Annotated in this window: 27 protein-coding genes; 9 read left to right on the top strand and 18 right to left on the bottom strand. The window is 70.6% G+C overall.

The features are described 5' to 3' along the window. Window position 1 precedes the first annotated feature (1 nt). From ACIA5D_RS35835 to ACIA5D_RS35850, 4 genes are all read left to right on the top strand, one after another. Window positions 2-1,444, top strand: a complete 1,443-nt coding sequence (locus ACIA5D_RS35835) for an ABC transporter ATP-binding protein (RefSeq protein WP_396034850.1) — start codon at window positions 2-4, stop codon at window positions 1,442-1,444. Further along, window positions 1,441-2,226, top strand: coding sequence for an energy-coupling factor transporter transmembrane component T family protein (locus tag ACIA5D_RS35840; RefSeq protein ID WP_396034851.1), 786 nt, complete (start codon window positions 1,441-1,443; stop codon window positions 2,224-2,226). The genes ACIA5D_RS35835 and ACIA5D_RS35840 overlap by 4 nt, the downstream gene beginning before the upstream one ends. 62 nt (window positions 2,227-2,288) lie before the next feature. Then, window positions 2,289-3,995 carry a histidinol-phosphatase gene (locus ACIA5D_RS35845; RefSeq protein WP_396034852.1) on the top strand — a complete coding sequence of 569 codons (1,707 nt, stop codon included), beginning with the start codon at window positions 2,289-2,291 and terminating at the stop codon, window positions 3,993-3,995. Window positions 3,996-4,147: 152 nt separating this feature from the next. Next, entirely contained in the window at window positions 4,148-4,582 is a 435-nt protein-coding gene (locus tag ACIA5D_RS35850) for a hypothetical protein (protein ID WP_396034853.1), read from the top strand. Between the two features lie 180 nt (window positions 4,583-4,762). Here ACIA5D_RS35850 and ACIA5D_RS35855 read toward each other — a convergent pair whose 3' ends face one another. Further along, entirely contained in the window at window positions 4,763-5,188 is a 426-nt protein-coding gene (locus ACIA5D_RS35855; protein WP_396034854.1) for a PIN domain nuclease, read from the bottom strand. Beyond that, window positions 5,185-5,394 carry a DUF2191 domain-containing protein gene (locus ACIA5D_RS35860; RefSeq protein WP_396034856.1) on the bottom strand — a complete coding sequence of 70 codons (210 nt, stop codon included), beginning with the start codon at window positions 5,392-5,394 and terminating at the stop codon, window positions 5,185-5,187. Before ACIA5D_RS35860 ends, ACIA5D_RS35855 begins: the two co-directional genes overlap by 4 nt. Window positions 5,395-5,734: 340 nt before the next feature. Between ACIA5D_RS35860 and ACIA5D_RS35865 the strand changes: the two genes are divergently transcribed. Both ACIA5D_RS35865 and ACIA5D_RS35870 read left to right on the top strand, forming a co-directional pair. Beyond that, on the top strand, window positions 5,735-6,028 hold the full coding sequence (locus ACIA5D_RS35865; RefSeq protein ID WP_396034858.1) for an MTH1187 family thiamine-binding protein: 294 nt from the start codon (window positions 5,735-5,737) through the stop codon (window positions 6,026-6,028). Continuing rightward, on the top strand, window positions 6,025-6,699 hold the full coding sequence (locus tag ACIA5D_RS35870) for an HAD family hydrolase (RefSeq protein ID WP_396034859.1): 675 nt from the start codon (window positions 6,025-6,027) through the stop codon (window positions 6,697-6,699). The genes ACIA5D_RS35865 and ACIA5D_RS35870 overlap by 4 nt, the downstream gene beginning before the upstream one ends. 65 nt (window positions 6,700-6,764) lie before the next feature. On the opposite strand, the gene ACIA5D_RS35875 is transcribed toward ACIA5D_RS35870, so the two are convergent. Next, window positions 6,765-7,556, bottom strand: coding sequence for an isoprenyl transferase (locus ACIA5D_RS35875; protein ID WP_396034860.1), 792 nt, complete (start codon window positions 7,554-7,556; stop codon window positions 6,765-6,767). Beyond that, complete coding sequence (recO, locus tag ACIA5D_RS35880; RefSeq protein WP_396034861.1) at window positions 7,556-8,344, bottom strand: DNA repair protein RecO; 789 nt, start codon at window positions 8,342-8,344, stop codon at window positions 7,556-7,558. The genes ACIA5D_RS35875 and recO overlap by 1 nt, the downstream gene beginning before the upstream one ends. Before the next feature lie 109 nt (window positions 8,345-8,453). On the opposite strand from recO, the gene ACIA5D_RS35885 reads away from it, so the two are divergent. Together ACIA5D_RS35885 and ACIA5D_RS35890 are read left to right on the top strand one after the other, a co-directional pair. After that, window positions 8,454-9,245, top strand: coding sequence for a DUF4097 family beta strand repeat-containing protein (locus ACIA5D_RS35885; RefSeq protein ID WP_396034862.1), 792 nt, complete (start codon window positions 8,454-8,456; stop codon window positions 9,243-9,245). Continuing rightward, the gene (locus tag ACIA5D_RS35890; protein ID WP_396034863.1) at window positions 9,242-10,000 is read left to right on the top strand and encodes a thioesterase family protein; all 759 of its coding nucleotides are present in this window, start codon (window positions 9,242-9,244) and stop codon (window positions 9,998-10,000) included. Before ACIA5D_RS35885 ends, ACIA5D_RS35890 begins: the two co-directional genes overlap by 4 nt. A gap of 334 nt (window positions 10,001-10,334) precedes the next feature. Here the strand turns inward: ACIA5D_RS35890 and ACIA5D_RS35895 are convergent, their stop codons facing one another. From ACIA5D_RS35895 to ACIA5D_RS35930, 8 genes are all read right to left on the bottom strand, one after another. Then, window positions 10,335-11,381, bottom strand: coding sequence for an acyltransferase family protein (locus ACIA5D_RS35895; RefSeq protein ID WP_396034864.1), 1,047 nt, complete (start codon window positions 11,379-11,381; stop codon window positions 10,335-10,337). 70 nt (window positions 11,382-11,451) lie between these two features. Further along, entirely contained in the window at window positions 11,452-12,372 is a 921-nt protein-coding gene (gene era, locus ACIA5D_RS35900; RefSeq protein ID WP_396034966.1) for a GTPase Era, read from the bottom strand. A gap of 494 nt (window positions 12,373-12,866) precedes the next feature. Continuing rightward, a complete protein-coding gene (locus tag ACIA5D_RS35905; RefSeq protein ID WP_396034865.1) occupies window positions 12,867-13,250 on the bottom strand; it encodes a cytidine deaminase in 384 nt (127 codons plus the stop codon). Further along, on the bottom strand, window positions 13,243-14,613 hold the full coding sequence (locus ACIA5D_RS35910) for a hemolysin family protein (protein WP_396034866.1): 1,371 nt from the start codon (window positions 14,611-14,613) through the stop codon (window positions 13,243-13,245). The genes ACIA5D_RS35905 and ACIA5D_RS35910 overlap by 8 nt, the downstream gene beginning before the upstream one ends. 4 nt (window positions 14,614-14,617) lie before the next feature. Then, on the bottom strand, window positions 14,618-15,088 hold the full coding sequence (gene ybeY, locus ACIA5D_RS35915) for an rRNA maturation RNase YbeY (RefSeq protein WP_396034867.1): 471 nt from the start codon (window positions 15,086-15,088) through the stop codon (window positions 14,618-14,620). Between the two features lie 21 nt (window positions 15,089-15,109). Next, window positions 15,110-16,186: a PhoH family protein gene (locus ACIA5D_RS35920; protein WP_396034868.1), complete on the bottom strand. Its 1,077-nt coding sequence runs from the start codon at window positions 16,184-16,186 to the stop codon at window positions 15,110-15,112. Window positions 16,187-16,350: 164 nt separating this feature from the next. Then, entirely contained in the window at window positions 16,351-17,733 is a 1,383-nt protein-coding gene (locus tag ACIA5D_RS35925; protein ID WP_396034869.1) for a serine hydrolase domain-containing protein, read from the bottom strand. After that, window positions 17,730-18,083, bottom strand: a complete 354-nt coding sequence (locus ACIA5D_RS35930) for an HIT domain-containing protein (protein WP_396034870.1) — start codon at window positions 18,081-18,083, stop codon at window positions 17,730-17,732. Before ACIA5D_RS35930 ends, ACIA5D_RS35925 begins: the two co-directional genes overlap by 4 nt. Before the next feature lie 24 nt (window positions 18,084-18,107). Between ACIA5D_RS35930 and ACIA5D_RS35935 the strand changes: the two genes are divergently transcribed. Beyond that, window positions 18,108-20,459: a glycoside hydrolase family 3 protein gene (locus tag ACIA5D_RS35935; RefSeq protein WP_396034871.1), complete on the top strand. Its 2,352-nt coding sequence runs from the start codon at window positions 18,108-18,110 to the stop codon at window positions 20,457-20,459. Window positions 20,460-20,532: 73 nt separating this feature from the next. On the opposite strand, the gene ACIA5D_RS35940 is transcribed toward ACIA5D_RS35935, so the two are convergent. From ACIA5D_RS35940 to ACIA5D_RS35965, 6 genes are all read right to left on the bottom strand, one after another. Further along, window positions 20,533-20,712 (bottom strand): DUF397 domain-containing protein, encoded by a 180-nt coding sequence (locus ACIA5D_RS35940; RefSeq protein ID WP_396034872.1) that lies wholly within the window; start codon window positions 20,710-20,712, stop codon window positions 20,533-20,535. A 109-nt stretch (window positions 20,713-20,821) separates the two neighbouring features. Continuing rightward, window positions 20,822-21,064, bottom strand: coding sequence for a DUF397 domain-containing protein (locus ACIA5D_RS35945; RefSeq protein WP_396034873.1), 243 nt, complete (start codon window positions 21,062-21,064; stop codon window positions 20,822-20,824). Between the two features lies 1 nt (window position 21,065). After that, window positions 21,066-21,977: a helix-turn-helix domain-containing protein gene (locus ACIA5D_RS35950; RefSeq protein ID WP_396034874.1), complete on the bottom strand. Its 912-nt coding sequence runs from the start codon at window positions 21,975-21,977 to the stop codon at window positions 21,066-21,068. A 103-nt stretch (window positions 21,978-22,080) separates the two neighbouring features. Then, window positions 22,081-22,500 carry a DUF6232 family protein gene (locus tag ACIA5D_RS35955; protein ID WP_396034876.1) on the bottom strand — a complete coding sequence of 140 codons (420 nt, stop codon included), beginning with the start codon at window positions 22,498-22,500 and terminating at the stop codon, window positions 22,081-22,083. 313 nt (window positions 22,501-22,813) lie between these two features. Continuing rightward, window positions 22,814-24,541 carry an ABC transporter ATP-binding protein gene (locus ACIA5D_RS35960; RefSeq protein WP_396034877.1) on the bottom strand — a complete coding sequence of 576 codons (1,728 nt, stop codon included), beginning with the start codon at window positions 24,539-24,541 and terminating at the stop codon, window positions 22,814-22,816. Further along, complete coding sequence (locus tag ACIA5D_RS35965) at window positions 24,538-26,043, bottom strand: ABC transporter transmembrane domain-containing protein (protein WP_396034878.1); 1,506 nt, start codon at window positions 26,041-26,043, stop codon at window positions 24,538-24,540. The genes ACIA5D_RS35960 and ACIA5D_RS35965 overlap by 4 nt, the downstream gene beginning before the upstream one ends. Window positions 26,044-26,185: the final 142 nt, after the last annotated feature.

Genomic DNA, 26,185 nt, shown 5'->3' on the forward strand with positions numbered 1-26,185 from the left:
CATGAGTCGGGTCGAGCTACGCGGTTTCGGGTGGCGCCATGCCGGGCGCCGCGCCTGGGCGATCCGCGACGTCGACCTGACCATCGAGCACGGTGAGCGGGTGCTCCTGCTCGGTCCGTCCGGGGCCGGCAAGAGCACCCTGCTCGCGGCGCTGGCCGGGCTGCTCCCCGACGACTCGGGCGAGGCGGCCGGCAGCGTGCTGATCGACGGCGCCGACCCGCGCGAGGCCCGCGACCGGGTCGGCGTCGTCTTCCAGGACCCACAGACCCAGCTCGTGATGGCCCGCAGCGGCGACGACGTCGCGTTCGGCCTGGAGAACCGCGGGGTGCCACCGGCCGCGATCTGGCCGCGGGTCAGCGACGCGCTCGACCGCGTGGGTTTCCCGTACCCGATCACCCGCTCGACCGCGGCGCTCTCCGGCGGCGAGGCGCAGCGGCTCGCGCTGGCCGGCGTGCTCGCGCTGCGGCCCGGCCTGTTGCTGCTCGACGAGCCCACCGCCAACCTCGACCCGACCGGCGCCGCACTGGTGCGGGAGGGGATCGCCCGCTCGCGGGAGGGCGGCGACGCCACCACGCTGATCGTGGTCGAGCACCGGGTGGCCGAGGCGCTGCCGCTGGTCGACCGGGTGGTGGTGCTCGAGCCGGGCGGAGGGGTCCGGGCCGACGGCGCGGCCGAGGTGGTGTTCGCCGCGTACGGGGACCGGCTAGCCGCCGAGGGCGTGTGGGTGCCGGGCTTCGCCTTTCCGCCGCTGAAGTCGGGCACGCCGCCCGCCGAGGAGCTGATCCACGCCGAGAACGTCACGGTCGGGCGGCGGCTGCGCGTCCCGGTCTCGATGGGCGTAGGCGGCGGTGAAGTGCTGGCGGTGACCGGGCCGAACGGGGCCGGCAAGTCGACGCTCGCGCTGTTGCTGGGCGGGCTGCTCGCGCCGGCCGGTGGCACGGTGACGGCGTTCGGCGATCCGCGGCCGCCACACAAATGGAAGGCCGCGACGCTCACCCAGCGGATCGGCTCGGTGTTCCAGAACCCCGAGCATCAGTTCGTGACCGCGCGGGTCGCCGAGGAACTCGCGATCGGGCCGCGCCGGCTGGGACGAAGCGCCGCCGACATCGCGGCGACGGTGGACGAGCTGCTCGATCGGCTGCGGCTCACGAAGCTCGCGCAGGCCAACCCGTACACGCTCTCCGGTGGCGAGGCCCGGCGGCTGAGCGTCGCGACGGCCCTGGCCACGGCGCCGCGCCTGCTCGTGCTCGACGAGCCGACCTTCGGCCAGGACCGGCGGACCTGGATCGAGCTGGTCACGCTGCTGGCCACGCTCCGCGACGACGGGCACGCCGTGGTGGCGGTCACCCATGACGACGACTTCGTGCAGACGCTCGCCGACCGTACGCTGCCTCTGGGATCTTCGATGCACAACGACCCACTCCCCCGCCGGCGGCGGCAGTGACCTTTGCCCTGCAGCCGGTCGCCGACCCGGCCGCGCCCCTCGCGCGGCGCAACCCGGTCGCCAAGCTCGCCGCCGCCATGCTCTTCACGCTGCCGCTGATCGCCACGCTGGACCCGCTCACCCCGGCGCTGGCGCTGGTGATCGAGCTGACCCTGCTGCCGCTGTTCGGCCTGCGCTACGCGACGCTGGCCCGGCGCGCCTGGCCGCTGGTGGCGGCCGCGATCGGCGTGATGGTGACGATGGTGCTGTTCGCGGCCGACCGCGGTGGCGCCCTGCTGCTCGACCTCGGCCCGTTCGACATCACCACCGACGTGCTCGTCTCGGCGCTCGGGCTGGTGCTGCGGCTGTTCGCGATCGCGCTGCCCGGGGTGATCGTCTTCGCCACCACCGATCCGACCGACCTGGCCGACGCGCTCGTGCAGAACGCCAAGGCGCCGGCCCGGTTCGCCATCGGCGCGCTGGCCGCCTTCCGGCTGCTCCCGCTGCTCGGCGAGGAGTGGCAGATGCTGACGCTGGCCCGGCGGGCGCGTGGCGTGGAGACCGGGATCAGGGGCTTTCCCGCCACCGCGTTCGCCCTCCTGGTAGGAGCGCTGCGGCGGGGCGGCCGGCTGGCGGTGGCGATGGACGCACGCGGCTTCGACTCCTCGGTGGAGCGCACCTACGCACGGCGTCAGATCTTCACGGGCGCCGATGTGCTGCTGATGATCGGCGCGCTTACGCTGGCCGCCGTGGTGCTCGCCACCACCGTCCTGACCGGCCTGTTTCGACCGATCATCGGTTAAGTTCGCCGCGGCTTCACGAGATCGACAGCGCCCGTTGTTGTGCCGCCACGAGGGTTCGCGTCATGGGTCACGATCACGATCACGATCATTCTTCGGAAAGCGCCGGCGGCGGCGATCTCGCCCCGGCCCTCGACTTGAGCATCCCGGACAGCGAGCTCTCCCCGTCCGACGTCTCCCGCCGCGGTTTCCTGCGCGGCGCGGGCCTGCTCGGCGCGGGCGCGGCCGCCTCGGTGCTGGCCACTCCGGCCGCGGCCCAGGCGGGCCTGCCGCACGCCCACGGCCCGGCCGGCGGCGGCACCGACAAGGGCGGCTTCCGCTGGCTCGCCGGCGACCACCACATCCACACCCAGTACAGCTCGGACGCCCAGTACCGCGTGCTCGACCAGGCCAAGCACGGCCACGCGTTCGGCCTCGACTGGCTGGTCATCACCGACCACGGCAGCAACGCGCACGCCAAGATCGGTGTGGAGAAGGTCAACCCGGACATCGTCAAGACCCGGTCAGAAATCCCCGACCTGCTGACCTTCCAGGGTCTGGAGTGGAACATCCCGGCCGCCGAGCACGCCACCGTGTTCGTCGCGCCGAGCAGGCACGAGGTCGAGGTGCTCAAGCAGTTCGAGCAGACCTACGACGGCTCGCAGCTACCGGCCACCAACACCGACGCGCAGAACGAGGCCGCCGCGGTCGCCGGCATCAAGTTCCTCGCCTCGCAGGTCAAGGCCCGCAAGGTGGACGGCGCGCTGTTCTTCGCCAACCACCCCGCCCGCCGCGGCATCGACTCGCCGCACGAGATCCGCAACTGGCGCGACGCCGACCCGACCGTCGCCGTCGGCTTCGAGGGCGCGCCCGGCCACCAGGCGGCCGGCATCCCGGCCCCGGCCGGCGCCGGCAGCGCCCGCGGCTTCTACAACAACAACCCGTCCGCCGCGTCCTACGCCGGCTACCCGCTGGAGAGCTACCGCACCTGGGGTGGCTTCGACTGGATGACCGCCACCGTCGGCGGCCTCTGGGACAGCCTGCTCGCCGAGGGCAAGGCCTGGTGGATCACGGTCAACTCCGACTCGCACGTGGTCTACCTGGACCAATCGGATCGCGGGCCGGGCAGCGACTTCGAGGCCAACGGCAAGTACAACGACCCGGTCTACAGCGGCAGGACGCTGACCACGGCCGGCGACTTCTGGCCGGGCTTCTACGGCCGCACCAACGTCGGCGCGTCGTCGTTCTCGTACAAGGCGGTCATGGACGGCCTGCGCGCCGGCCGCGTCTGGGTGGACCATGGCCGGCTGATCAAAGGGCTGGACGCTCGTGTCCGAGTCGGCGGCGACCGTCGCTGGGACGCGGGCACCCCGCTCGGCGGTGTCGTGCACGTGCGGCGTGGCACCTCGACCGAGCTGACCCTCGACATCGACCTTCAGGACGTGCCGAACTGGGCCCAGTTCGTGCCGGTGCTCAAGCGGGTCGACGTGATCGTCGGCACCGTGACCGGGCCGGTCGCCGACAAGGACACGTACACCGCCCCGAACACCAAGGTGGTCAAGTCGTTCGAGGTGTCGGCGGGGGCGAAGCGGGTCTCGGTGACCTACGACCTGGGCCGCCTCGACAAGCCGTTCTATGTGCGGGTTCGCGGCACCGACGGCAACCGCACCCAGCCCGGCCTCATGGGTCCGGGGGTCGACCCGTACGGTCCGAAGCTCGACGTGATCGGCGACGCCGACCCGTGGGGCGACCTGTGGTTCTACACCAACCCGATCTGGGTCCTGCCCAAGTGACGCTGTATCGCTCGGTGTCGGCCGGCTCTTCCGCTTCCGCTTCCTCTTCCGCTTCGGCTTCGGCTTCGGCTTCGGCTTCGGCTTCGGCTTCGGCTTCGGCGGAGGGGCCGGCCCGCACCATCGGGGTGAGTCTCGGGCACGGGGAGCTGTCCGTGGCCGATCATTGGATCCGGTCGCTGTCGCCGGCGCCGTTGCTGGCCTGCACGCACCTGGTGCAGGAGCCGTTCCGGCACGTCGCGATCAGTTTGACCGGCCCCTCCGATGGGACATTTCAGACATCGGCCGAGCTTCGGCCGGCCGCCGCCGCGGCTTTGACCGGAAAATTCGGGCGGGCGGTGATATTTCCGGGCGTCGACCAGCTCGTCGGCACCCTGACCGTCGGGGAGATCCTGTCGCTCAGCGCCATCGACAAGGTCGAGGTGCTCGGCTCGGGCGCGGCCGACGAGTCGCAGCGGCTCGACACGTGCGACTTCGTCCGCCCGCAGTTCCGCTTCGGCGAGCTCGTGCTGACCACCACGCCGGCAGCCGGCGGCCTGCTGGTGCCGTTCGAAACGCGGTATCCCACGCCCTGCTGCGCAGACCACTGATTCCGAATTTCAACGCCGCTACGCGAGACCGCGCTGCAGGGCGGCGCGCCGGCGAACGTCCCGCCGGCGCCGTTGCCGAGCGGCTGCCCGAGATCGATTTCCCTCGTGAGGGCGGCGCGGGGTGACGCCGCCCTGATCACACGCTGGGCAACGCGATCGATTGCACCCGACCGAGGATTCTCAGTCGATAGACCCGGAGTCCGCCAGCCAGCACACCGGCTGACCGGTGACCTCCGCGACGCAGTCGAAGTCTCTGTCGTAGTGGAGCAGCGTGAGGCGATGCTCCTCGGCCGTTGCGGCCACGAGTAGATCGACCGCACCGGCCGACTGGTGCATGCCTCGGACGGCGAGGCCTCTCTCAACGTCCTTTGCCCGGGTGGCAATCCGATCCGGCATGACGACCCACCGATATGTCTCGTCCATGGCGAGCTCGAGTGATTGCCAATGCGCCAACGAGGTGGCCCCATGAAGCACCTCGAGCTCTGTGATGGGGCAAATGGCAAGCAGCCCCGCATCAAGCGGTTCAAGCCATTTCGCGCGCAGAGTGGGGTCTCGAGACAGCCGAACGATCGCGCTGGTGTCGACGAGGTAGCCCGAGCGGCTCATCGGCGGTAGTTCCGCTTGTCGAGCAGGTAATCCAACTCCCCGGCCTCCGCCATCTCGGCGAGCCGGGCGAAGCCTTCCCGACGACGGTTCCGCGCCGCCGCGTCACGCAGAGCGGCATTGATGGTGTCCTCGTCCGTGGCCGTGCCATACAGCTTGGCCGCGCCCGCCAGGGCCTCGCGGTCCAGGTTGATGAGTTCTTTTGCCATCAGCGCCTCCGCGAGTTCGGCGGATGGTGCAAGTGTAGGTGAGGATGTCATGAGACTAGGCCAGTCACGTGACATTCGCGAGCGCAACGCAGGAGAAAACCAAAACCTGAGGTGGTGATCCGAACCCGATTCGGCCGCGCACGAAGGGGCAACGCCTGCGAAAATTCGGCCTCGCCGCGCGAGAAAGCGCGATCCCACCGCCACGACCTCGCTCGGCGCACCAACGTCGCCACCGTCGCCCGGTAGGCGTGAGAGCGCTCTCTCGTCCCGGCAACGGCTGGGACACGGGGATCTTCGGAGGGTTGCCTATCACCCCGGCCGGGCTGGGACGATGGGACTCATGTTGGTTGCTTTCTCAGTGACGCCGCTCGGTGCGGGTGAATCGGTGGGTGACCTCGTCGCCGAGGCGGTGCGGGTCGTGCGGGCCTCCGGTCTGCCCAACCAGACCGACGCCATGTTCACCACGATCGAGGGTGAGTGGGACGAATGCTTCGCCGTCGTCAAGCAGGCCGTGGAGGCGGTCGCCAAGGGGGCCCCGCGAGTCAGCCTGTCGCTCAAGGCCGATGTGCGGCCGGGAGTCAGCGACGCGCTGCACGCCAAGGTCGAGCACATCGAGCGGGCCCTGCAAGAGTGAGACGCCTGGTCATGTGGGACGTCGACTACACCCTGCTGCGCGGCGGCGGGGTGGCGGGGCGTGCCTGGAAGCTGGCGTTCACCGAGATCACGGGGCTCGAGTGGCGGGCCACGCCGGTCTTCGGCGGGCGGACGGACATGGACATCTGCATCGAGGTGTTCGCCGCGCACGGGGTGACCGACTGCACGCCGGAGCGCTTCTTCGTCCGGTACGTCGACCACGTGATCAAAACCCAGCACGAGTTCGGCGAGCAGGGCGCGCTGATGCCGGGCGTACGGGCCGTGCTGGACCGCCTCGGCGACGACCCCGGCGTGGTGCAGACGCTGGTGACCGGCAACATCCCCGAGGTCGCGCGGGCCAAGGTGGCCGCCTTCGACCTCACCGACGCCTTCGACGCCGAGGTCGGCGGTTACGGCACCGACGACAGCGTGCGGGCCACGCTGGTCAGGCGCAGCCTGGAGCGGGCCGAGGCGAAGTACGGCGAGCGCTTCGCCCCGGTCGTGGTCGGCGACACGGTGCACGATGTGGTGGCCGCGCTGGCCAACGGCGCCCTCGCCGTGGGCGTCGCGACCGGGTCGACCAAGATGGCCGACCTTGTCCTCGCGGGCGCCCACGCCGTGCTCCCGGATCTCTCCGACGTGGACGCCACCGTACGGATCCTGACCACCTAGGAGGACGGCCGGGGGCCGCTCAGGAGGACGGCCGGGGGCCGCTCAGGAGGACGGCCGGAGGCCGCTCAGGAGGACGACTTGGGCGGCGCAACGGGATTGGGCACGGCGCCGCCGAAGCGACGGTCGCGGCCGGCGTAGAGCTCGCACGCGTACCACAGGTGGCGGCGGTCGAAGTCGGGCCAGAGCGTGTCGAGGAAGACCAGCTCGGCGTACGCCGACTGCCAGAGCAGGAAGTTCGACGTGCGCTGCTCCCCCGACGGGCGCAGGAAGAGATCAACCTCGGGCACCTCGGGGTGGTAGAGGTAGCGGGCGATCGTCTTCTCGTTGACACGATCCGCCTTGAGCTTGCCGGCCGCCACGTCCTGAGCTATTCGGTGGGTCGCGTCGGCGATCTCGGCCTGGCCGCCGTAGTTCACGCAGAACTGCAGCGTGAGCGTGCTGTTGTTCTTGGACATCTCCTCGGCCGTCTGGAGTTCCTGGATCACGCTCTTCCACAGCCGGCCCGCGCGGCCCGACCACACCACCCGCACGCCGAGGTCGACCAACTGGTCGCGGCGGCGCCGGATCACGTCGCGGTTGAAGCCCATGAGGAAGCGCACCTCGTCGGGCGAGCGCTTCCAGTTCTCCGTCGAGAAGGCATAGGCCGACAGGTACGGGATGCCGAGCTCGATCGCGCCCTCGATGGTGTCGAAGAGCGAGTGTTCCCCCTGCTCGTGGCCCTTGGTGCGGGACAGCCCCCGCTCCTTGGCCCAGCGCCCGTTGCCGTCCATCACGATCGCGACGTGTTGCGGCAGCGCGGCCTTGGGTAGTTCCGGTGGGCGCGCGCCGGAGAGGTGCGGTGTGGGCGGACGCGGCATCAGGAAGTCTCCCGTCGATCGACCAGTGGCAGCGAGCGCAACGCCCGCTCCATGTGCCATTGCAGGTGGGCGGCGACCAGACCGCTGCACTCGCGCCGCACCGGCGGCTCGGACGCGTCGGCGACCAGCCAGTCGCCGTCGGTGAGCGCGCTCATCAGCATGAGCGTGGCGGGCGCCGGGTGGGCGGCGCCGGGCGGCCGGCAGTCGGGGCAGACCGCGCCGCCGGCCGGCACCGAGAAGGCGGCATGCCGGCCGGAGGTGCCGCAGACCGCGCACTCGGCGATCGCGGGCGCCCAGCCGGCCGAGGCCATGGAGCGCAGCAGGTAAGCGTCGAGCACGAGGCCGCCGGCGTGTTCGCCGGCGGCAAGCGCCTTGAGCGCGCCCAGGGTGAGCTGGAACAGCCGCAGCGACGGCTCGCGCTCGACCGGGGTGAGCCGCTCGGCGGTCTCGGCGATCGCGCTGGCCGCCGTGTAGCGCGGGTAGTCGGCGAGGAAGTGCTTGCCGTAGAGCGCGACGGCCTCGACCTGACTGACCGAGTGCAGCGAGCTGCCGACGCCCTCGGGCGAGCCGGCGAGCTGGATGTCGACGTGGCCGAACGGCTCGAGCCGGGCGCCGAAGCGGGACATGGTGCGCCGCACGCCGCGGGCGACCGCGCGCAACCGGCCGTGGCGGCGGGTCAGCAGCGTGATGATCCGGTCGCTCTCGCCGAGCTTCTGCACGCGCAGAACCACCGCGTCATCGCGGTAGAGCTGCCGGCGATAGCCGGATCCGGTGGGCACGGAAGCCATTCTGCCTCGCGGGTACGACAAACCCTGATGCGGTCTCAGGGTCATCTCGGGGGTGGCTCAGTGGGAGGACCGATGGTGCGCGCCCGAGGCCCCCGAATAGCGTCAAGCCATGACCACGACCCTGATCCGGCGCGCCGCAGTCCTCGCCATCATCGCCGCGTCGACGACCGCCCTGACCGGCTGCGCCGGGGTCATCGGGGCCAAGATGACCTACGACGACACCGTCAAGAACAAGATCACCGACATCGTGCTGACCGGCGGCGCCGGCGATGTGGTGGTCACCACCACCGCCGCGGCCGACCAGACCACGATCCACCGGGTGATCCGCCGCTCCACCAACCCGGGCGAGTCCTACAAGATCGACGGCACGACCCTGACCATCGACACCTCCTGCGGGGTGAACTGCTCGGTCTCGTACGAGATCAACACCGCCCCCGGCGTCAAGGTGCGCGGCAAGGAGCGGGCCGGCGACATCCGCCTCGAAGGGGTGGCCGACACCGACCTCGAGGTCACCTCGGGCGACCTCACGGTGAGCGACGCGACCGGCCCGGTGCAGATCAGGGCGACCTCGGGCGACATCAGGGTGCTCAACGCCAAGGGCTCGGTGAAGGTGAAGTCGACCTCCGGCGACATCGAGGCGCTCGACGCGGGCGGCCCGGTCGACATCAACGTCACCTCCGGCGACGTCCACGTGTCGCTCACCGCGCCCAACTCGGTGACCGCCCACTCGACCAGCGGCGACATGTCGATCACCGTGCCGGCCGCCGGCAAGTACAAGCTCGTCACCGGCTCCGGCTCGGGTGACGTGAACACCGACGGGTTGACCAGCGACGCCACGTCCAAGAATGTGATCGACGTGCGCGTCGCCAGCGGCGACGTCACCGTAGCCTCTCTTCCGTGAGCTTCTACCAGTCGCTGGGTGACGACCGCTACGCACCGACCGAGTCGACCGAGAGCCCCTGGGACAGCGCCATGCAGCACGGCGGCCCGCCCGCCGCTCTGCTCGGCCACGTCCTGCGCCTCGACGGGCTGAGACTGGCCCGCATCTCGGTCGACTTCCTCGGGCCGATACCGCGCCGTGAGTTCCGGGTGGAGGTGTCGCCGCTCAAGCCCGGCCGGCTGACCGCGCTCAACGAGGCCCGCATGGTGATCGACGGCCGGGTGGCGGTGACCGCACGGGCGTGGCACATCGCGCCCGGGCCGCAGCCGCCGGCGCTCACCGAGCCGGTGGCGCCGGTGCCGCTGCCCGAGCAGGAGAACCGCTTCGGCGACGACTTCGGCGCGAACTGGGGCTACGGCCGCGCGATCGAGTGGCGGTGCACCGTGGGCAGCCTGAACAGCCTGGGCGAGACCCATGTGTGGACCAGGGCTCGGATGCCGCTGATCGACGGCGTCGAGCTCACCGGGCAGGACCGCGCGCTGATCGTGGCCGACTCGGCGAACGGTCTCTCGGCCGAGCTGCCGGTCGACAAGTGGCTGTCGATCCCGCCGACGATGACGACCACGCTGCTGCGCGAGCCGGTGGGCGAGTGGGTGCACATGGCCTGCCGCACGGCCCTCTCCGACGACGGCCTCGGCCTGGCCGAAGCCGTCATGTCCGATAATTTCGGAAAAGTCGGCCAGGTCGCCCAACCGCTGCTGGTACGCGCCCGCTAGGACACCTGTTTGGGTGGGGGTCTGGTTTTGAGCGGGCTGCCGTGGCCCTGGGGCGGTGTGCGATCTGTTGCGGTGAAGCGTCGGCTGGGCGGGGGCGCGCCATGGCTCGGGGTCGTGGGTGGTCACGGTGGTTGCCGGCTTCGAGCTCGGCTCGCCCCGGCTGCCGCCCCGCGGGTGGAAATCTTGATAAGTGGCGGCAGCCGCGAACGGGAACTCATCAGGGCTGGCCGCCCTCGATCAGCATTCGGTCGATAAGCGGATATTCCCGACGCTTCCACGGGGTTCTTCCACATGCTGGCCATCCGCCGGGTACGACTGACTGTGAGGATGGTCGCTAGCCCGGCAACGAATCGGACGCCGGCCGAAGCTGCGGCATGGCCGGCGCCGGCGACACCGGTATCCGCCGCGCCGCCACCCCCGGCACCAGCGTCGGCCGACGCCCGGCCGCCACGTCCTCGATCCACCCCACCGCCAGCACGATCACCGACAACAACGCCGCCACCACCGCGAGCCGCCAGCTGATCCCCACCCAGCCGAAGATCGGCAACCCCGCCCACTCCGCGAACCGCGCCACCGCCACGATCAGCGGCACGTGCCACAGATAGATCGTCAGCGCCCGGGAGTTCAGCACCGTCAGCACCCTCCGCGGCCGCACCATCGGCGAAATGCCCAGCGCCACCAGGATGAACGCCGCCGACCAGAGCGCGTTGCCCAGCGGGATGTCGTTGAGATCAAGCCCGCGCGGACCCGGGTGGGTCAGCGCCCAGGCCGCGCCGGCCACCGCCAGCGCCCCCGCGAGCCACCACCGCCGCCGGTCAAGCCGCAGCATCCCGTCATGGTGCGCGAACCCCAGCAGCCAAGCCCCGCCGTACAACGCCAGGTCCCGCAGCACCGGCGGCGGCGTGATCCCGGCAAAGGTGATCACCGCCAGCGCGACGTACGGGACCAGCACCGAGACGAGCGGCGCACGCCGGAAGAGCGGCAACACCAGCGGCGACAACAGCACGAGCCACAGGAAATCTCGCAAGTACCACATGGCCGCGAGACCCTCGAGCCAGAACCCCGTAGCCGGCGGATCCTCCAGCGGGAACGCCCACAACAGCACCTGCCAGTCCCACGCCAGCCCGACCGCGAGCATCGAGGGCACCGCCACCGCCACCAGCACCCACAGCGACGGCAGCAGCCGGTGCAGTCGTTTCTCCACCGCCCACGGCCCGTACCGGTCGAGCGAGGCCGCCATCAACGACCCGGCCAGGGCGAACATCACCGACATGGCCGGGAACACGATGGTCAGCGCGGCCCAGCCGCTGGAGTGGTAGACCACCACACGAACGGTCGCGACGGCGCGTAGCAGGTCGAGGTACTGGTTACGCGTACGCATAGGCCCTATGGCTTACCCACGATCCGGCCAAGGTCGCAAACCAGCGTGAATTATCCCATATTACGTAAAACTAGAAACCCAGCTTGCGCAATTGACGGGGATCACGCTGCCACTCCTTGGCTACGCGCACGTGAAGATCGAGATAAACCTTGCCGCCGATAAGCTGCTCGATCTCTTGCCGGGCCCGGCTGCCGACCTCCTTGAGCCGCACACCCTTCGACCCGATCACAATCGACTTCTGGCTGTCCCGCTCCACATAGAGATCCGCATAGATCTTGGTGAGCGCGCCCTCGACCATCATCTCCTCGACCAGCACCGCGATCGAATGCGGCAGTTCGTCGCGCACGCCCTCGAGCGCGGCCTCTCGGATCAGCTCGGCGATCAGCACCTGCTCCGGCTCGTCGGTCAGCACATCGTCCGGGTACAGCTGCGGCGACTCCGGCAAATACTTGATCATCACGTCGACCAGCTGCCGCACCTGATGCCCCGAAACCGCGCTCACCGGCACAATCTCGGCGAAGTCGTACAGCTTGCTGACCGCCAGCAGATGCTCGGCCAGCTTCTGCGGGCCCACCAGGTCGACTTTGGTCACCACCGCGAGCACGGTTGCCTTGAGCTCAGCCATCTCGGCCGAGATGAACCGGTCGCCGCGCCCCACCGGCTCGTCCGCCGGGAAGCAGATGCCGATCACGTCGACCTCGCTCCACACCTCGCGCACGAGATCGTTGAGCCGCTCCCCCAGCAGCGTCCGCGGCCGGTGCAGCCCCGGCGTGTCCACGAGCACGAGCTGCGCGTTCTCCCGATGCAGAATTCCCCGGATCACATGCCGCGTGGTCTGCGGTTTGCTCGAGGTAATGGCGATCTTCTGCCCGATGATCGCATTGGTCAGCGTGCTCTTGCCCGCATTCGGCCGCCCGACAAAACACGCGAACCCGGCGCGGTACGTCTCATCTTTCGCGTCGCTACGCGCCGCCTCCGCATGCCGGTGAATCTTTTGCGGTCTTTCTGGTCGATGGTCGCCCTGAGCGACGTCTTTTTCCGTACGGGCCAGCGCCGTCGCGCCGGAATCGGGTCGTCCCCGGCCCTGTGCCGATCCGGGCCGCCCCCGAGGCTTCCCGCCACCAGCCTTCTGATCATCGGTCCGGCCGCGGCCCGCGGACGGCGTGCGCGAACTGCCGTCAGCGCCCGGCCCACGGCGCGCCGTGCCGCCGGACCCGCCCCGCGCTTCGGCCCCGGGCTCGGCCCGGCGAGCCGCCCGCCGCTCCTGCCGCCGCAGCTCGTTGCGCTCCCCCGGAGTGAGCCGGCGCCCGCCCTCAGACCGGCCCTGCCCTTCGGACCGGCCCTGCCCCTCAGACCGGCCCTGCCCCTCAGACCGGCCCTGCCCCTCAGACCGGCCCTGCCCCTCAGACCGGCCCTGCCCCTGAGGACGGCCCTGCCCCTGAGGACGGCCCTCGTCCGACGGCCGGCTCTTGCGGTCGGGCTCGGTCATGCCGTGACCGAGCCGAGCAGCGAGCCATCCGGCGCCGCCACGTGAATAGGCGCGTCGTTCGAGAGGTCGCGCACCGCGGCGTGCCCCGCTCCGTCGAGCTCCGACGCCTCGGTGACCACCGCCGCCGCCTCCAGCCGTACGGCTCCCGAAGCCGCCGCCGACGCCACCGCCAGCTGCAACGCGGTCACCACCAGGCTCGGCAGCACGACCGTGGCCGCCGCATAGGTGCGACCGTCCTGGTCGCGTACGGCTGCGCCCTCGACCGCGCCCACCCGCGCGCGTGCGCTTCGCGCCAGGATGACCAGCTTGTTGTCCTCGGCGCTCAGCGCCGTCCCATCGGTCGCCGGCACGGCGGCGCCGGCAAAGGTCTGGTCAGGCATCCGCAGTCTGTCTTTCCTCGGTCTCGGTTTCGGTGTCGGGCTCGGCCGGCTTCTCGGGCGGCGCGACCCGGCGCACCAGCACCGAGTCGATCCGGTTGCGCCGCCCGGTCGTGCCCTCGGCGACCAGGTGCAGACCACCCACATCGACCTTCGCGCCCGGAATGGGCACCCGGCCCAACGTCTGTGCCAGCAACCCGCCCACGGTCTCGACCTCGTCGGCGGGCAGCTCGACCCCGAACAGCTCGCCCAGGTCCTCGATCGGCAGCCGGGCGGTCACCCGCACCGCGCCGTCCTCGAGATGCTCGACCGGCGGCCGCTCGACGTCGTACTCGTCGGTGATCTCCCCGACGATCTCCTCGAGGATGTCCTCGATCGTGACCAGCCCCGCCGTCCCGCCGTACTCGTCCACCACGATCACCAGGTGGGTGCGGGCGGCCTGCATCTCGGAGAGCAGGTCGTCGACCGGCTTCGACTCGGGCACGAACGTCGCCGTCCGCATCAACTCGGCCACCGCCTGCGCGGTCGCGGCCGGGTCGCCGGACTGGGTGCTGCGGATCACGTCCTTGAGGTAGAGCACGCCCAGCACGTCGTCGACGCTCTCGCCGATCACCGGGATCCGCGAGAAACCGGAGCGCAGGAAGAGGTAGAGCGCCTGCTGGAGGCTCTTGGACTCTTCTATCCACACCATTTCGGTGCGCGGCACCATCACCTCGCGGGCGATCGTGTCGCCCAGCGCGAACACCGAGTGGATCATGTCGCGCTCGCCGTGCTCGACGACGCCGCGCTGCTCGGCCAGGTCGACCAGCTCGCGCAGCTCGACCTGGCTGCCGAACGGACCCTCCGGGAAGCCCTTGCCCGGCGTCACCGCGTTACCGATCAGGATCAGCAGCGAGGCGAGCGGGTTGAGCACCTTGCCCAGCCAGCGGACCAGCGGCGCGGCGGCCCGGCCCACGGCGTACGCGTGCTGCCGCCCGATCGTGCGCGGCGCGACGCCGACCACCACGAAGCTGACCACCGTCATCACGCCGGCCGTGACCAACGCGGCCTGCCAGCCGATCCCCCAGCTGTCGACGGCGACGAGCGCGACCATCGTGGTCGCGGTGAGCTCGCACAGCAGCCGCAGCAGGAGCAGCAGGTTGAGGTGGCGCACCACGTCCTTGGCGACGGCGGCCAGCGCGGCCGCGCCCCGCTGGCCCTCCCGGGCCATCTCGGTGGCGCGGGCCGTCGAGACCGTGCCCAGCGCCGCGTCCGCCATCGAGGCCAGTCCGGCCAGGAAGACCAGGATCACCGCGAAGGTGATCAGCTGTACGTCCGGCAGGCCCGCCGAGGCCTGGCCTGCCGCGAGTAGATGTGCGGGCTCCACGGGATCAGCCGGCCTGCCGTCCGGCCCGCCACCCCTGCAGGAGGCGGTTTTGCAGCGAGAACATCTCGCGCTCCTCCTCCGGCTCGGCGTGGTCGTAGCCGAGCAGGTGCAGCGCGCCGTGCACGGTGAGCAGGTGCAGCTCGTCGGCGGCGGAGTGCCCGGCCGCGGCGGCCTGCTTGCCGGCCACCTCGGGCGCGAGCACGATGTCGCCGAGCAGCGCCGGTTCCCCGCTTCCGGCCTCGCCGGGACCGTGGTCGACGCTGCCCTCGTCCATCGGGAACGCGAGCACGTCGGTGGGGCCGTCGCCGCCCATCCAGCGGTGGTTCAGCTCCGCCATGTATTCGATGTCGACGAGCAGGATCGACAGCTCGGCGAGCGGGTTGACCCCCATCTCGTCGAGCGCGTACCGGGCCACCGCGAGGATCTCATCGGTGTCGACCTCGGCTCCCGACTCGTTGGCGATCTCGATGGACATTGAGGGTTATACCCCTTGAGCTCAGCGTCGACGCCCGGAACGGCCACCGGAGGCGGCACGCCCGGGAACGGCGCGGACGGATTGGGCGGCGTGCTGCTCCTGCTCGGCGTCGAACCTCGCGTACGCGTCGACGATCTCGGCCACCAGCCGGTGCCGGACCACGTCGGCGCTGGACAGCTCGGAGAAGTGCACATCGTCGACATTCTGCAGGATCTCGCGCACGAGCTTCAGTCCGCTGGTGGTGCCCCCCGGCAGATCCACCTGCGTGACGTCGCCGGTGACCACGATCTTCGAGCCGAAGCCCAGTCGGGTCAGGAACATCTTCATCTGCTCGGGCGTCGTGTTCTGCGCCTCGTCCAGGATGATGAATGCGTCGTTGAGACTACGGCCACGCATGTACGCCAGCGGCGCGACCTCGATCGTGCCCGCGGCCATCAGGCGCGGGATCGACTCGGGGTCGAGCATGTCGTGCAGCGCATCGTAGAGCGGGCGCAGGTACGGGTCGATCTTCTCGGTGAGCGTGCCGGGCAGGAAGCCCAGCCGCTCGCCGGCCTCGACCGCCGGGCGGGTCAGGATGATGCGGCTGACCTGCTTGGCGGTCAGCGCCTGCACGGCCTTGGCCATGGCGAGGTACGTCTTGCCGGTACCGGCCGGGCCGATGCCGAAGACGATGGTGTTCTCGTCGATGGCGTCGACGTAGTGCTTCTGGCCGAGTGTCTTGGGGCGGATGGTGCGCCCGCGCCGGGAGAGGATGTTGAGCGTCAGCACCTCGGCCGGGCGCTCGGACGTGTTCTCCTCGAGCATGTTCGCGGTGCGGCGCACCGAGTCGACCGTCAGCGTCTCGCCCTTCTCGATGAGCTCGATGAGCTCGGAGAACAGGCGCTCGGCGGTGGCGTTCTCGGCGGGGTCGCCGGTGATGGTGATCTCGTTGCCGCGGACGTGAACGTCGCTGGCGAGCGTTCGCTCGATGAGCCGCAGGATTTCGTCCTTGGCACCCAGCAGGTTGACCATGATCTTCGGATCGGAAACCGAGATCTTGGTCTGTACCCGCGCCGCGCCGCTGGATCCCGCGCTGGAAGGGTTCGGCGTACCGGTCATAGGGCGGCCCTGGGGCCTCCGCCACCTGCTTTCATGCTCTGCGCCGCTGACACGTCGGCGCGGTTCTCAACGATTTGCCTGGGTTTTCCGCCGCGGGTTGACGCAGCACGATCGTGCCATCGTATCCGCTGGGCACGGTTGACGCCGATGCCATTATCGCCCGCTCATTCGCCGGAACCGTCCCAGGCCGCGCCGCCGTCGAAGGCCTCCTGCGCCCGCGTGAACCGGTACGTCGCCCAGTGCATCAGCACGACGGCCCCGCTGGCGTCGCGGGTCAGCCGTAGCTGTTCGCCCGCTTCCCGCCCCGAGACCGTGCGCAGCACGTCGGGCCGCTCCGGCAGCGGCCGGAAGACCGACGGCGGCAGGTCGGCCGGCGCGCCCGCGACCCGGGCCTGGAGCGTCCCGTCGTGCCACGAGAAGACGAACTGTGCCCCCTCGCTCCACCAGACGCCGAGCGCCGAGCGGATCTCGCGGGGCGCGGGCGGCGCCGGCGCCCACGGCTTGATGTCGGCCGGGTCGAGCTCGACGGCCATCCGCAGCAGGTCGTGCACGAGATCGTTGATCTGGTCGGCGGTACCCGAGGAGCCGAGCACGGCGCAGCCGAGCGCGTCGGGGGTGCCCTCGCCGCCGCGCCGGCCGTGGACGCCGGCGAGGAAGCCCGGCATGGCGCCGTTGTGGCCGACGTCGACCGTGCGGCGGCCCTGCGGGTGCAGCATCAGGCCGAGGCCGAAGCCGGAGACCCACATCTCCTCGTCGCGGGTGGTGTGCGGCCAGCGCATCTCCTCGACGGTGCCGGCGGCCAGCACCTTCCCGGCCGGGTCGGTCAGCTCGGGCGACACGAGGAACGCGGCCCAGGCCGCCATGTCGCCGGCGGTGCTCCAGAGCTGGGCGGCCGGTCCGGCGCCGCCGAGATCGAGGTCGGGCTCGGGGCGGGCGGCGTCGGAATACTCGTCGACGAGGTAGCCGACCGCCGCCTGCGGCGGGGTGCCGGTCGTGGTGGCGGTCAGGCCGAGCGGCTCGAGGATCCGGTCGGTGACCAGGCTCTCCCAGGTGGTGCCGTGCAGCCGGGCGACGAGCTGGCCCAGCACCCCGAAGGCGAGGTTGGAGTAGTGGAACCGGCGGGCGTTGGGCAGCACCCGCTCGGCCCGGTCGAGCTCGGCGAGCAGGCGCTCGGCGTCCGGCGAGACCAGGGTGTCCCAGACGTCGCCGTGCGGCTCGCGCTGGAAGCCGGACGTGTGCGAGAGCAGCCGCCGGATGGTGGCGTCGTCGTGGGCGGGCAGGTCGAGGTACGCCGAGAGGGGCCGGTCGAGGTCGAGCAGCCCTTCGTCGCGGGCCTGCATGACCAGCACCGCGGTGAAGGTCTTGGTGACCGAGCCGATCCGGAAGCGGGTGTCGGGGCCGAGCGGGTGGGCCGGGTTGCCGGAGTCGCCGACCGTGAACACCCAGGGCTCGCGGTCGGCTCGTAGCAGGGCGACCGAGAGCGCCGGGACGCGGCCGTCGGCCTGCGCCTTGCGGGCGGCCCGCTCGTAGCGGTCGAGGGCGCTCATCGGATGGCCAGCATGGGGCCGAGCGGCTCGCCGCCGAGCACATGCGCGTGCACGTGGAACACTTCCTGCCCGCCGTACGCGCCGGTGTTGAACATCAACCGGAAGCCGTCGGTGAGCAAGCCCTCGGCCTCGGCGACCGCGGCGGCCGCGGCGAGAAGGTCGGCGGAGCCGGCCGGATCGTTCTGCGCGAGCGCGACCACGTCGGGGTGATGGTCCTTGGGGATCACCAGGACGTGCACGGCGGCCTTGGGGTCGATGTCCCGGAACGCGAGGGTCGTCGCGGTCTCGTGCACGACGGTGGCCGGGATCTCACCCGCGACGATGCGGCAGAACAGGCAGTTGTTGTCCACCTCAAGGATCTTAGGGTGGGTCCCATGGTCGAAATCGAGCACGTCCTCAAGCAGTTGGACCTCGAGGACAAGGTGTCGCTGTTGGCCGGGCAGGACTTCTGGTCGCTGCCCGCGATCGAAAGGGTGGGGCTGCGCTCGCTGGTGATGTCGGACGGGCCGATCGGGGTTCGCGGCACGGGGTGGGCGCCGGACGATCCGTCGATCGCGCTGCCCAGCCCGACCGCGCTGGCCGCGGCCTGGGACCCGGAGCTGGCCGAGACGGCGGGCCGGCTGCTGGGGCAGGAGTCGCGGCGCAAAGGCGTGCACGTGCTGCTGGGCCCGACGGTGAACCTTCAGCGCACCCCGCTCGGCGGCCGCCACTTCGAGTGCTACTCCGAGGATCCGCTGCTCAGCGGCGAGATCGCGGTGGGCTTCGTCCGCGGCGTGCAGGCGCACGGCGTCGGCACCACGACGAAGCACCTGGTCGGCAACGACTTCGAGACGGACCGGATGGAGGTGGACGTCCGGATCGACGAGCGGACGCTGCGCGAGATCTACCTGGCGCCGTTCGAGCGGGTCGTCGAGGCCGGCGGCTGGGGCGTGATGAGCGCGTACAACGGGGTGAACGGCTCGCCGATGGCCTCGAACGGGCGACTTCAGGACGAGATCCTGAAGGGCGAGTGGGGCTTCGACGGTGTCGTCGTCTCCGACTGGCGGGCCGCCCGGTCGACGGTAGGCGCGGCGCTGGGTGGGCTCGACATCGCGATGCCGCAGCTGGAGAACCCCTGGGGCGCGGCGCTGGTATCGGCGGTCAGGTCCGGCGAGGTCCCGGAAGAGGTGATCGACGACAAGGTACGGCGGGTGCTGCGGCTCGCCCGGCGAGTCGGCGCCTTCGGCGACTTGCCGGAAATTCCGGACACGCTGGACGGGGACCGCGTGGCGCACGAGGTGGCGACTCGTTCGTTCGTGCTGGCCCGCAACGAGAACTACACGCTCCCGCTGGAGGCGGCCGGACTGACCCGTGTCGCGGTGATCGGCGCGCTGGCCATGGATGCCCGGGTGCTCGGCGGCGGCAGCGCCCAGGTCTCCCCGCCGCACGCCATCTCTCCCCTCGAGGGCCTGGCCCGCGCGCTGTCCGGGGTGGACGTCGAGTACGCGATCGGCGCCGACCCCCGCCCGTTCCTGCCGGCCCTGCACAGCCCGACCCGGGTGATCATCGACGACCACACGTTCACCGTGGACCCCGCGGCCGTGCGCTGGATCGGCTCGCTCCCCGGCGGCCTGGACAAGGACGAGGTCGAGGGTCTGCGCCTGGTCACCACGTACACCCCCGACGAGGGCGGCGAGCACACCTTCGCCGTCTCCGGCTTCGGCACGTTCAAGCTCTCGATCAACGGCGAGATCCGGTACGAGGGCACGCTGCATCCCGCCGGCACCGGCCGCGCCGACCTGCTGCTCTCCCCACGCGAGCAGCGCGTTTGCGTCGAGCTGACGGCGGGGGAGCCGGTCGAGATCATCCTCGAGCAGACGATCGCCCGCGGCGCCGCCCACTCGGTGGCGACCACCCTCGGCCACCGCCCGCCGGCCCCCGACGAGGACGGCATGATCGAGGAGGCGGCAGCCCTGGCCCGCGAGTCCGATGTGGCCGTCGTCGTCGTCGGCACCACCGAGCAGGTCGAGTCCGAGGGCTTCGACCGCACGTCGCTGGCACTGCCCGGCCGCCAGGACGAGCTCGTCTCGCGGGTGGCCGCGGCCAACCCCCGCACGATCGTCGTGGTGAACGCCGGCTCCCCCGTCCTGATGCCGTGGTCCTCTTCGGTCGCCGCGGTCCTGCTGACCTGGTTCCCCGGCCAGGAGGGCGGCGCCGCCCTGGCCGATGTCCTGCTGGGCGTGACCGAGCCCGGCGGCCGCCTGCCCACCACATGGCCGCGCGCCGAGGCCGACTGCCCCGTCTTCGAGATCAAGCCGAAGGACGGCGTGGTCGCGTACGACGAGGGCGTCTTCGTCGGCTATCGAGGCTGGCTGCGCTCCGGAAAGACCCCGCTCTACGCCTTCGGGCACGGCCTCGGCTACACGAGCTGGCACTACGAGGAGATGGCGGTCAACGCGACCGAGGCGGTGGTCACCCTGACGAACACGGGCGCGCGCTCCGGCCGCGAGATCGTGCAGGTGTACGTGTCGGCTCTTGACGACCCGTCGCGGCCGGTACGCTGGCTGGCCGGCTTCGCCAACGTCGAGGCCCACCCCGGGGAGACGGTGACGGTCCGGATCTCGCTGCCTCCGCGCACGTTCCAGGTCTGGAACGAAGGCTGGCAAACCATCCCCGGCGCGTACACAGTGGCCGCCGCCCACGCCCTCGACGACCTCCGCCTGGAGGCCACCTTGACGATCTCGTGACTCGCCGTGGGCAGATGCAGGAGTCAACTCCGATACAAGGGGTCACCCCTGCATCTGTCCGCGAATCCCGGCCTCAGAACTCTTCGCCGACAATGCCCTTCTTGAGCGCTTCCCACTCGGCCTTGGTAAGCCTGATCATGGATTCCGGCCGAGCCGAGTTCCGCAGAAGGATCACGTCCCCATCAATCATGATCTCAGCGCAGGCTGTGTCACTGCAGAAGCTGCTTCGCCGCCAACTCGTAGCTTCGTTCATGTGGACCTCCCATGCCAAACCACAGGCTACCCCGAAAAGCGTCCCTGAACGAAGATTAAGGCAGCACGGGTGCGCGACGGACATCGTCCGCCGCGCACCCGTGCGTCTATCAAAAGGGACGGAACTCGTCCTTTTCGACGCCGCGCACAAATTCCACCCATTCAGTCCGCGTGAAGCGGAGCTCCGCCAGGTTCGGGTTTTTCCCGTCCCGCAGCGCGACCACGTCACCGTCAAAAGCTACTTCCACACATGCGTTGTCCGAACAGAAACTGCTCTTGCGCCACATCATCGTGTTGCGAGGCACCATTTCTTCCGCCTTTTTCTTCGGTAAACTGCCCAGGAATGGCAGCACATCAATCCGGGCTCTCGCGATCGATGCGCGCCCGGAGCGAGGCGGCTTCGGCACTGATGGCACGGATGGTCTTCTCGTCATTCAACGACTGAAGCCAGAAAAACTCGAACATCTCCCGGTGAACCGCGATTTCCCGACGGTCATGACTGATGAAATCCGCAGCGAACGACTCTCGGTACAACACGGCATCGTCCTCGTCCTCGGCAAGGTCGAGTACGGTGAATTGACCTACCGTGCCCAGCATCGCGCCCTTGTTCAGCGGCACGATGCGCACGTGGATGCCGGGGCGCCCGGCCAGCTCCGCCAGAAACTCGAGCTGTTGCGCCATCACCTCGAGGCCGCCGACCTCCCGCTTGAGCACCGACTCGTCGAGAATGAGGTAATACTGAGGGCTGTCCGGCGACTCGAGGAGCCGCTCACGCCGTTGCATACGGACGTCGAAGCGCACACGTCGCTGTTCTTCGGTAAGGCTCTTGTTGAACCAGCCGAGCAGCAACCGCGCGTACGCGGGGATCTGAAACGGACCGGGCACGACCACGGACTGATAAGAACGGATGGCCACCGCCTCGGCCTCGAACTGCAGAAGCTGCATCGTCCCGGGCGTGAGATGCTCACGAAACTCCGGCGTGGCCCACCACCGCTGACGGCGAGAGATCCGCGCCTCCTCCAGGAGTTGCTCGACCTCCTCGTCGTCGGTGATGCCATAGAGGTTGAGCAGCGCGCGGAGGTCCGTACCCGAGATGGCATTGTCGCCGGACTCGATGCGCTGAACCTTGGAGAGCGACCACCCCACGCTGGCCGCCACCGCGCCCTGGCTCAACCCTTTGGCATCGCGGGCACGGCGCAGGGCAAGACGCACCCGTCGCCGCGCGACGGCTGGGGACTCGCCCTGGCCGGCCAAAGTAAGATCCAATCCATTACGGATGGTAAGCCTGCTGTGCCTCAGATAGCGTTGTCGCAGATACGCGAGACTACCGGCAGAGCAGGCCTACCGCCCTGGAATCGCCGCATGAGACTCAACTGTGACCTTCGTCTTCGAGACGGTCGAGGACCCGGCGAAGGGCCCGGCAGGCCGCGTCGAACTCGCGGTCCGGCCGCTCGAAGACCATTACCGCTCGGGCGCGGTGGCTCGCCCACAGTTGGGACGACGCGCGCCGGCGCGCGTCGCGACAATCTGCCGCGTACCACACGCAGGCCGCCACGAGCAGGAGCACTGCCGCCGGGAGCACCCAACCTCCCACCGGCCACGCCACGAACACGAGCACCAGCGCAGGCGCGCCCAAACCCCAGCTCCGCCGGTCGGCCGGCGGTTCGTGACGAACCTGGCCGAAGTCGCGGAGGTCCGCGACGACCCAGACCTGCCAGCCGTACGGGACTCGTACTCTGATCAGTTTCTCGGTGATGACCAGATCCGCTGATCTGAAGTAGACAGTCAACTCGTTCACCTCCCCCCGGGTGGGTCTTGCACCAACCCGGATGGAGGGGAAAGATGGCATTTGACACGGCACTCCCTTCCCCTCTCCGGGGGTCGGAGGCCTGAAGCGGCGCTCAGGTAGGACTGGGCGCCACTTCCTTTTGTCCAGACCCGCATGGCGACTATCTGCGGTCAGTATGCGGCTAAACGGACGCACAAGCTAGACCGCAATCTGCGGTACCGCAGATAGGAACCGGGGCACAAAGGACATATCGCTTGGCAATGGATGCCAACTTTTGTACCCGCGGGGTGACAGATGGTCAGGTGAACAGCCGTCAGGTACGGGATTGCCACGCTTTCCACAGTTCGGCATACCGGCCACCGGCCGCGACCAGCTCCTCGTGGGTGCCTTCCTCGAGCACAGCGCCGTGCTCGAGGACCACGATGCGGTCGGCCGAGGCCGCCTGCGTGAGGCGGTGAGCGACCAGCAGGGTCGTGCGGCCCCGGGTCGCGGCCAGCGCCGACTCTTCCAGGGCCCGGGCCCCGGCGCTGCCGGCCTCGGCCGTGGCCTCGTCGAGAATCGCGACGGCCGGGTCGAGCAGGACCAGCCGGGCCAGCGCCAACTGCTGCCCCTGAGCCGCCGTCAGCGGGTGACCGCCCTCGCCGACCAGCGTGTGCAAGCCGTCGGGGAGGGCCGCCGCCCAGTCGAGGGCGCCGACCGTGTCCAGGGCCTCGCGCACCTCGTCGAGCGAGGCCGAGGGACGCGCCAGCCGCACATCCTCGACCAAGGGGCCGGCGAACACGTGGGTCTCCTGACTGATCACCGCGATCACCCCCGGAGCGAGCTCGTCCACCGGCACGCCGCCCGCCGACGCCGTACCGCATTGGGGCCGCAAGATGCCCGCCGCGATCGATGCCACGGTGGTTTTCCCGGCGCCGGTGGAACCGACCAGCGCGACCCGTTCGCCCGGAGCGACCCGCAGGTTGATGTCGCGCAGCACCGGCACCCGCGGGTCGTACGCGAAGCACACGTGATCGAGCGCCAGGTCCGCCTTGTCCAGTCGCACGTCGCCCGCGGGCGAGACCGGCAGCGTCCCCACGCCGACGAGCCGGGCCAGGCCCGCGCCGGCCTCCTGGATCTCGTCGAAGGTGAACAGGATCATCCCGAGCGGGTTGAAGAGGCGGTGGAACAGCACGGCCGTGGCCGCGGTCTCGCCGACCGTCACCCAGCCGGACCGGACGAACCAGAAGCCCGCCACCAGGATCGTCGCGAGGCCCATCAGCTCGGCCCGGTTGATCCGCCCCACGAAGCGGGTGAACAGCGTGAAGACCCCGATCGACAGGTCACGGGCGTAGGCCGAGGCGGCGTCGATGCCGGTGAGATGGCGCTCCTCGAGGCGGTACGCGTGCACCGTTCGTACCCCTTGAAGGCTTTCCATCAGCATCTGCGACCGCTCGCCGATCGCGATCCGCTCCCGGGCGTAGACCGGGGCCGATCGTGGCAGGTACCAGCGCAGCGCCGCGAGATAGAGGGGCAAGGCGGCGAGGCCGGCCAGGCCGAGCCGCCAGTCCAGGCCGAACATGGCGGTGACGCTGAGCGCGGCGAGCAGGATCGCCGAGATGACGGTCGGCAGCACCTCGGCGGCGGCCGTGCCGATCGCGGCGACGTCGGCGCCGACCCGGGAGAGCAGGTCGCCGCGGCCGGCCCGGTCGAGGACCGTGGCGGGCAGGCGCAGCGCGATGCCGACGGTCTCCTCGCGCAGGGCGGCGAGCATCCGCTCGCCGAGGCGGCTGACCAGGGCGGTGGTCACGCCGGAGGCTACGCCTCCGATGAGGGCGGCCACGATGACGACGGCGGCGATGGGGAGCAGCGAGGAGGGTGCGGCGCCTTCGCGTACGAGATCGACGAGCCGGCCCAGCGCGGTGACCGGAACCACCGACGCGGTTGCGGCGATCAGCCCGGCCAGCAGGGTGATCGCGAGCTCGAGCCGGCGGGAGCGCAACTGGGCGAGCAGCCATCCGCCGGTCTGCCGCGCGGTGGCGACCGGGAGCGTGGCGCTCATCGCAGCACCGCTGCCCGGTAGGCGGGGTCGGCGGCGGCGAGTGAGGCGTGCGTGCCGGTGGCGACGATCTCGCCGTGGCGCAGCACCACGACCCGGTCGGTGACGGCGAGCAGCGCCGGGCTGGTGGTGACGATCAGGGTGCCGAGCGTGGAGCCGGGGCGGTGCCGCAGGTCGCGGATGCCGCGGGCGATCGCGTGCTCGGTGACCGCGTCGACGGCCGTGGTCGGGTCGTGCAGCACGAGCAGACGGGGCCCGGCGAGCAGCGCCCGGGCCAGCGCGAGGCGTTGCCGCTGGCCGCCGGAGAGGGCGGAGCCGCGTTCGGCGATGGCGTGGTCGAGGCCGTCGGGGTGGGCTTCGACAACGTCGTCGGCGGCCGAGGCGCTGAGCACGCCGCCCAGATCGGACGACATTTCGGAGAGGACGATGTTCTCGCGAATCGTGCCGGAGAAGAGCTCGGGATGATGCGGCGCCACCAGCACGTCGGACGAACCGTCGTCGTAGAGCCGCAGGAACGCGGCGGCGTCGGTCTCGACCACCACGCCGAGGCATTCCCCGTCCGTGGGCAGGACGGGCGGATCCGGCGAGATATCCGGGTCCGATGAGGCGGCCAGCACGTCCGCGATCCGATCGGCGGAAGCCCGCGCGGTCGCGATCCACGAAGGCGCGGCCGACAACGTGCCGAACGGCTCCCCCAGGAACGCCGCCAGCCCGATCACCGTGACCAGCTCGCCGGCGCTGATCCGCCCGGTCAGCGCGAACCACCCGGCCAGGATCGCGATCCCGCAGGCCAGCAGCGTGCTCACGGTGGTCGACGCGGCCTGGAACCCGCCCTGGGTGCGGGCGGCGAGCAGCGTCGCGCGCAACGATTCCCGGCTCACCGAGCGGTACCGGGCGTCGGCCGCCTCCTGCGCGCCGATCCCGCGCAGCGGCCGCAGCCCGGTGACCAGGTCGGTGGCGACCGACGAGGCCCGCCCGGCGACCTCCTGCCGGTCGGCGACCCGCCGGGTGATCAGGGGCGCGGCCCGCTGGAGCGCGATCAGCACGACCGGCGTGCCGACCAGCACGACCAGCCCGAGCCGTACCGAGATCATGCAGAGCCCGACCGCGCTGACCGCCGTCGCCACCAGCGCCCCGATGATCCGGGGCACGTAGTCGAGCAGGTAGGACGCGTGGTCGGCGTCGGTGGTCGAGATGGTCAGCACGTCGCCGGTGCGCACGTCGGCGCCCGGGGTGAGCACCTTGGCCGCGACCTCGAGGCGCAGCGCGTGAGACTCGTCGGCGAGCGCCCGCATGAGCTGCCGTGCCCCGTTGCGGTACGCCGTGGTGAGCAGCAGGAACAGCAGGCCGAGCAGCCCGACCCAGCTCGCCAGCCGCAGCAGCGAGCCGGTCGCCACGGCCTGGTCGACGGTCTCGCCGATGATGATCGGCACGGTCGCCTCGCAGGCCTGGTGCAGGGCGATCAGGGCGCAGCCGGCCAGCAGCCGCCATCGATTGCGGGTCACTGCCCGCCAGAGCACGTTCACCGCTGGTGCCGGGGCAGCACGAACGCGCGGCGGCCGAAGTCGAGAGTCATTGGATACCGACCTTGGCGCGGCGAACCTGCCAGATCAAGAGCGGAGCGCCCATGGACGCGGCGGCGGGCGG

It is taken from the genome of Actinoplanes sp. NPDC051513 (assembly GCF_044454685.1).
Lineage (GTDB): Bacteria > Actinomycetota > Actinomycetes > Mycobacteriales > Micromonosporaceae > Actinoplanes.

Excerpts from the sequence above, each read along its gene's own strand:
- ACIA5D_RS35905 (WP_396034865.1), bottom strand. The coding sequence starts at position 13,250 with ATGCCTGACCAGACCTTTGCCGGCGCCGCCGTGCCGGCGACCGATGGG.
- ACIA5D_RS35920 (WP_396034868.1), bottom strand. The coding sequence starts at position 16,186 with ATGACCGGTACGCCGAACCCTTCCAGCGCGGGATCCAGCGGCGCGGCG.
- ACIA5D_RS35925 (WP_396034869.1), bottom strand. The coding sequence starts at position 17,733 with ATGAGCGCCCTCGACCGCTACGAGCGGGCCGCCCGCAAGGCGCAGGCC.
- ACIA5D_RS35855 (WP_396034854.1), bottom strand. The coding sequence starts at position 5,188 with ATGAGCCGCTCGGGCTACCTCGTCGACACCAGCGCGATCGTTCGGCTG.
- ACIA5D_RS35885 (WP_396034862.1), top strand. The coding sequence starts at position 8,454 with ATGACCACGACCCTGATCCGGCGCGCCGCAGTCCTCGCCATCATCGCC.
- recO (WP_396034861.1), bottom strand. The coding sequence starts at position 8,344 with ATGGCTTCCGTGCCCACCGGATCCGGCTATCGCCGGCAGCTCTACCGC.
- ACIA5D_RS35860 (WP_396034856.1), bottom strand. The coding sequence starts at position 5,394 with ATGGCAAAAGAACTCATCAACCTGGACCGCGAGGCCCTGGCGGGCGCG.
- ACIA5D_RS35895 (WP_396034864.1), bottom strand. The coding sequence starts at position 11,381 with ATGCGTACGCGTAACCAGTACCTCGACCTGCTACGCGCCGTCGCGACC.
- ACIA5D_RS35940 (WP_396034872.1), bottom strand. The coding sequence starts at position 20,712 with ATGAACGAAGCTACGAGTTGGCGGCGAAGCAGCTTCTGCAGTGACACA.
- ACIA5D_RS35865 (WP_396034858.1), top strand. The coding sequence starts at position 5,735 with ATGTTGGTTGCTTTCTCAGTGACGCCGCTCGGTGCGGGTGAATCGGTG.
- ybeY (WP_396034867.1), bottom strand. The coding sequence starts at position 15,088 with ATGTCCATCGAGATCGCCAACGAGTCGGGAGCCGAGGTCGACACCGAT.
- ACIA5D_RS35835 (WP_396034850.1), top strand. The coding sequence starts at position 2 with ATGAGTCGGGTCGAGCTACGCGGTTTCGGGTGGCGCCATGCCGGGCGC.
- ACIA5D_RS35845 (WP_396034852.1), top strand. The coding sequence starts at position 2,289 with ATGGGTCACGATCACGATCACGATCATTCTTCGGAAAGCGCCGGCGGC.
- ACIA5D_RS35960 (WP_396034877.1), bottom strand. The coding sequence starts at position 24,541 with ATGAGCGCCACGCTCCCGGTCGCCACCGCGCGGCAGACCGGCGGATGG.
- ACIA5D_RS35935 (WP_396034871.1), top strand. The coding sequence starts at position 18,108 with ATGGTCGAAATCGAGCACGTCCTCAAGCAGTTGGACCTCGAGGACAAG.
- ACIA5D_RS35875 (WP_396034860.1), bottom strand. The coding sequence starts at position 7,556 with ATGCCGCGTCCGCCCACACCGCACCTCTCCGGCGCGCGCCCACCGGAA.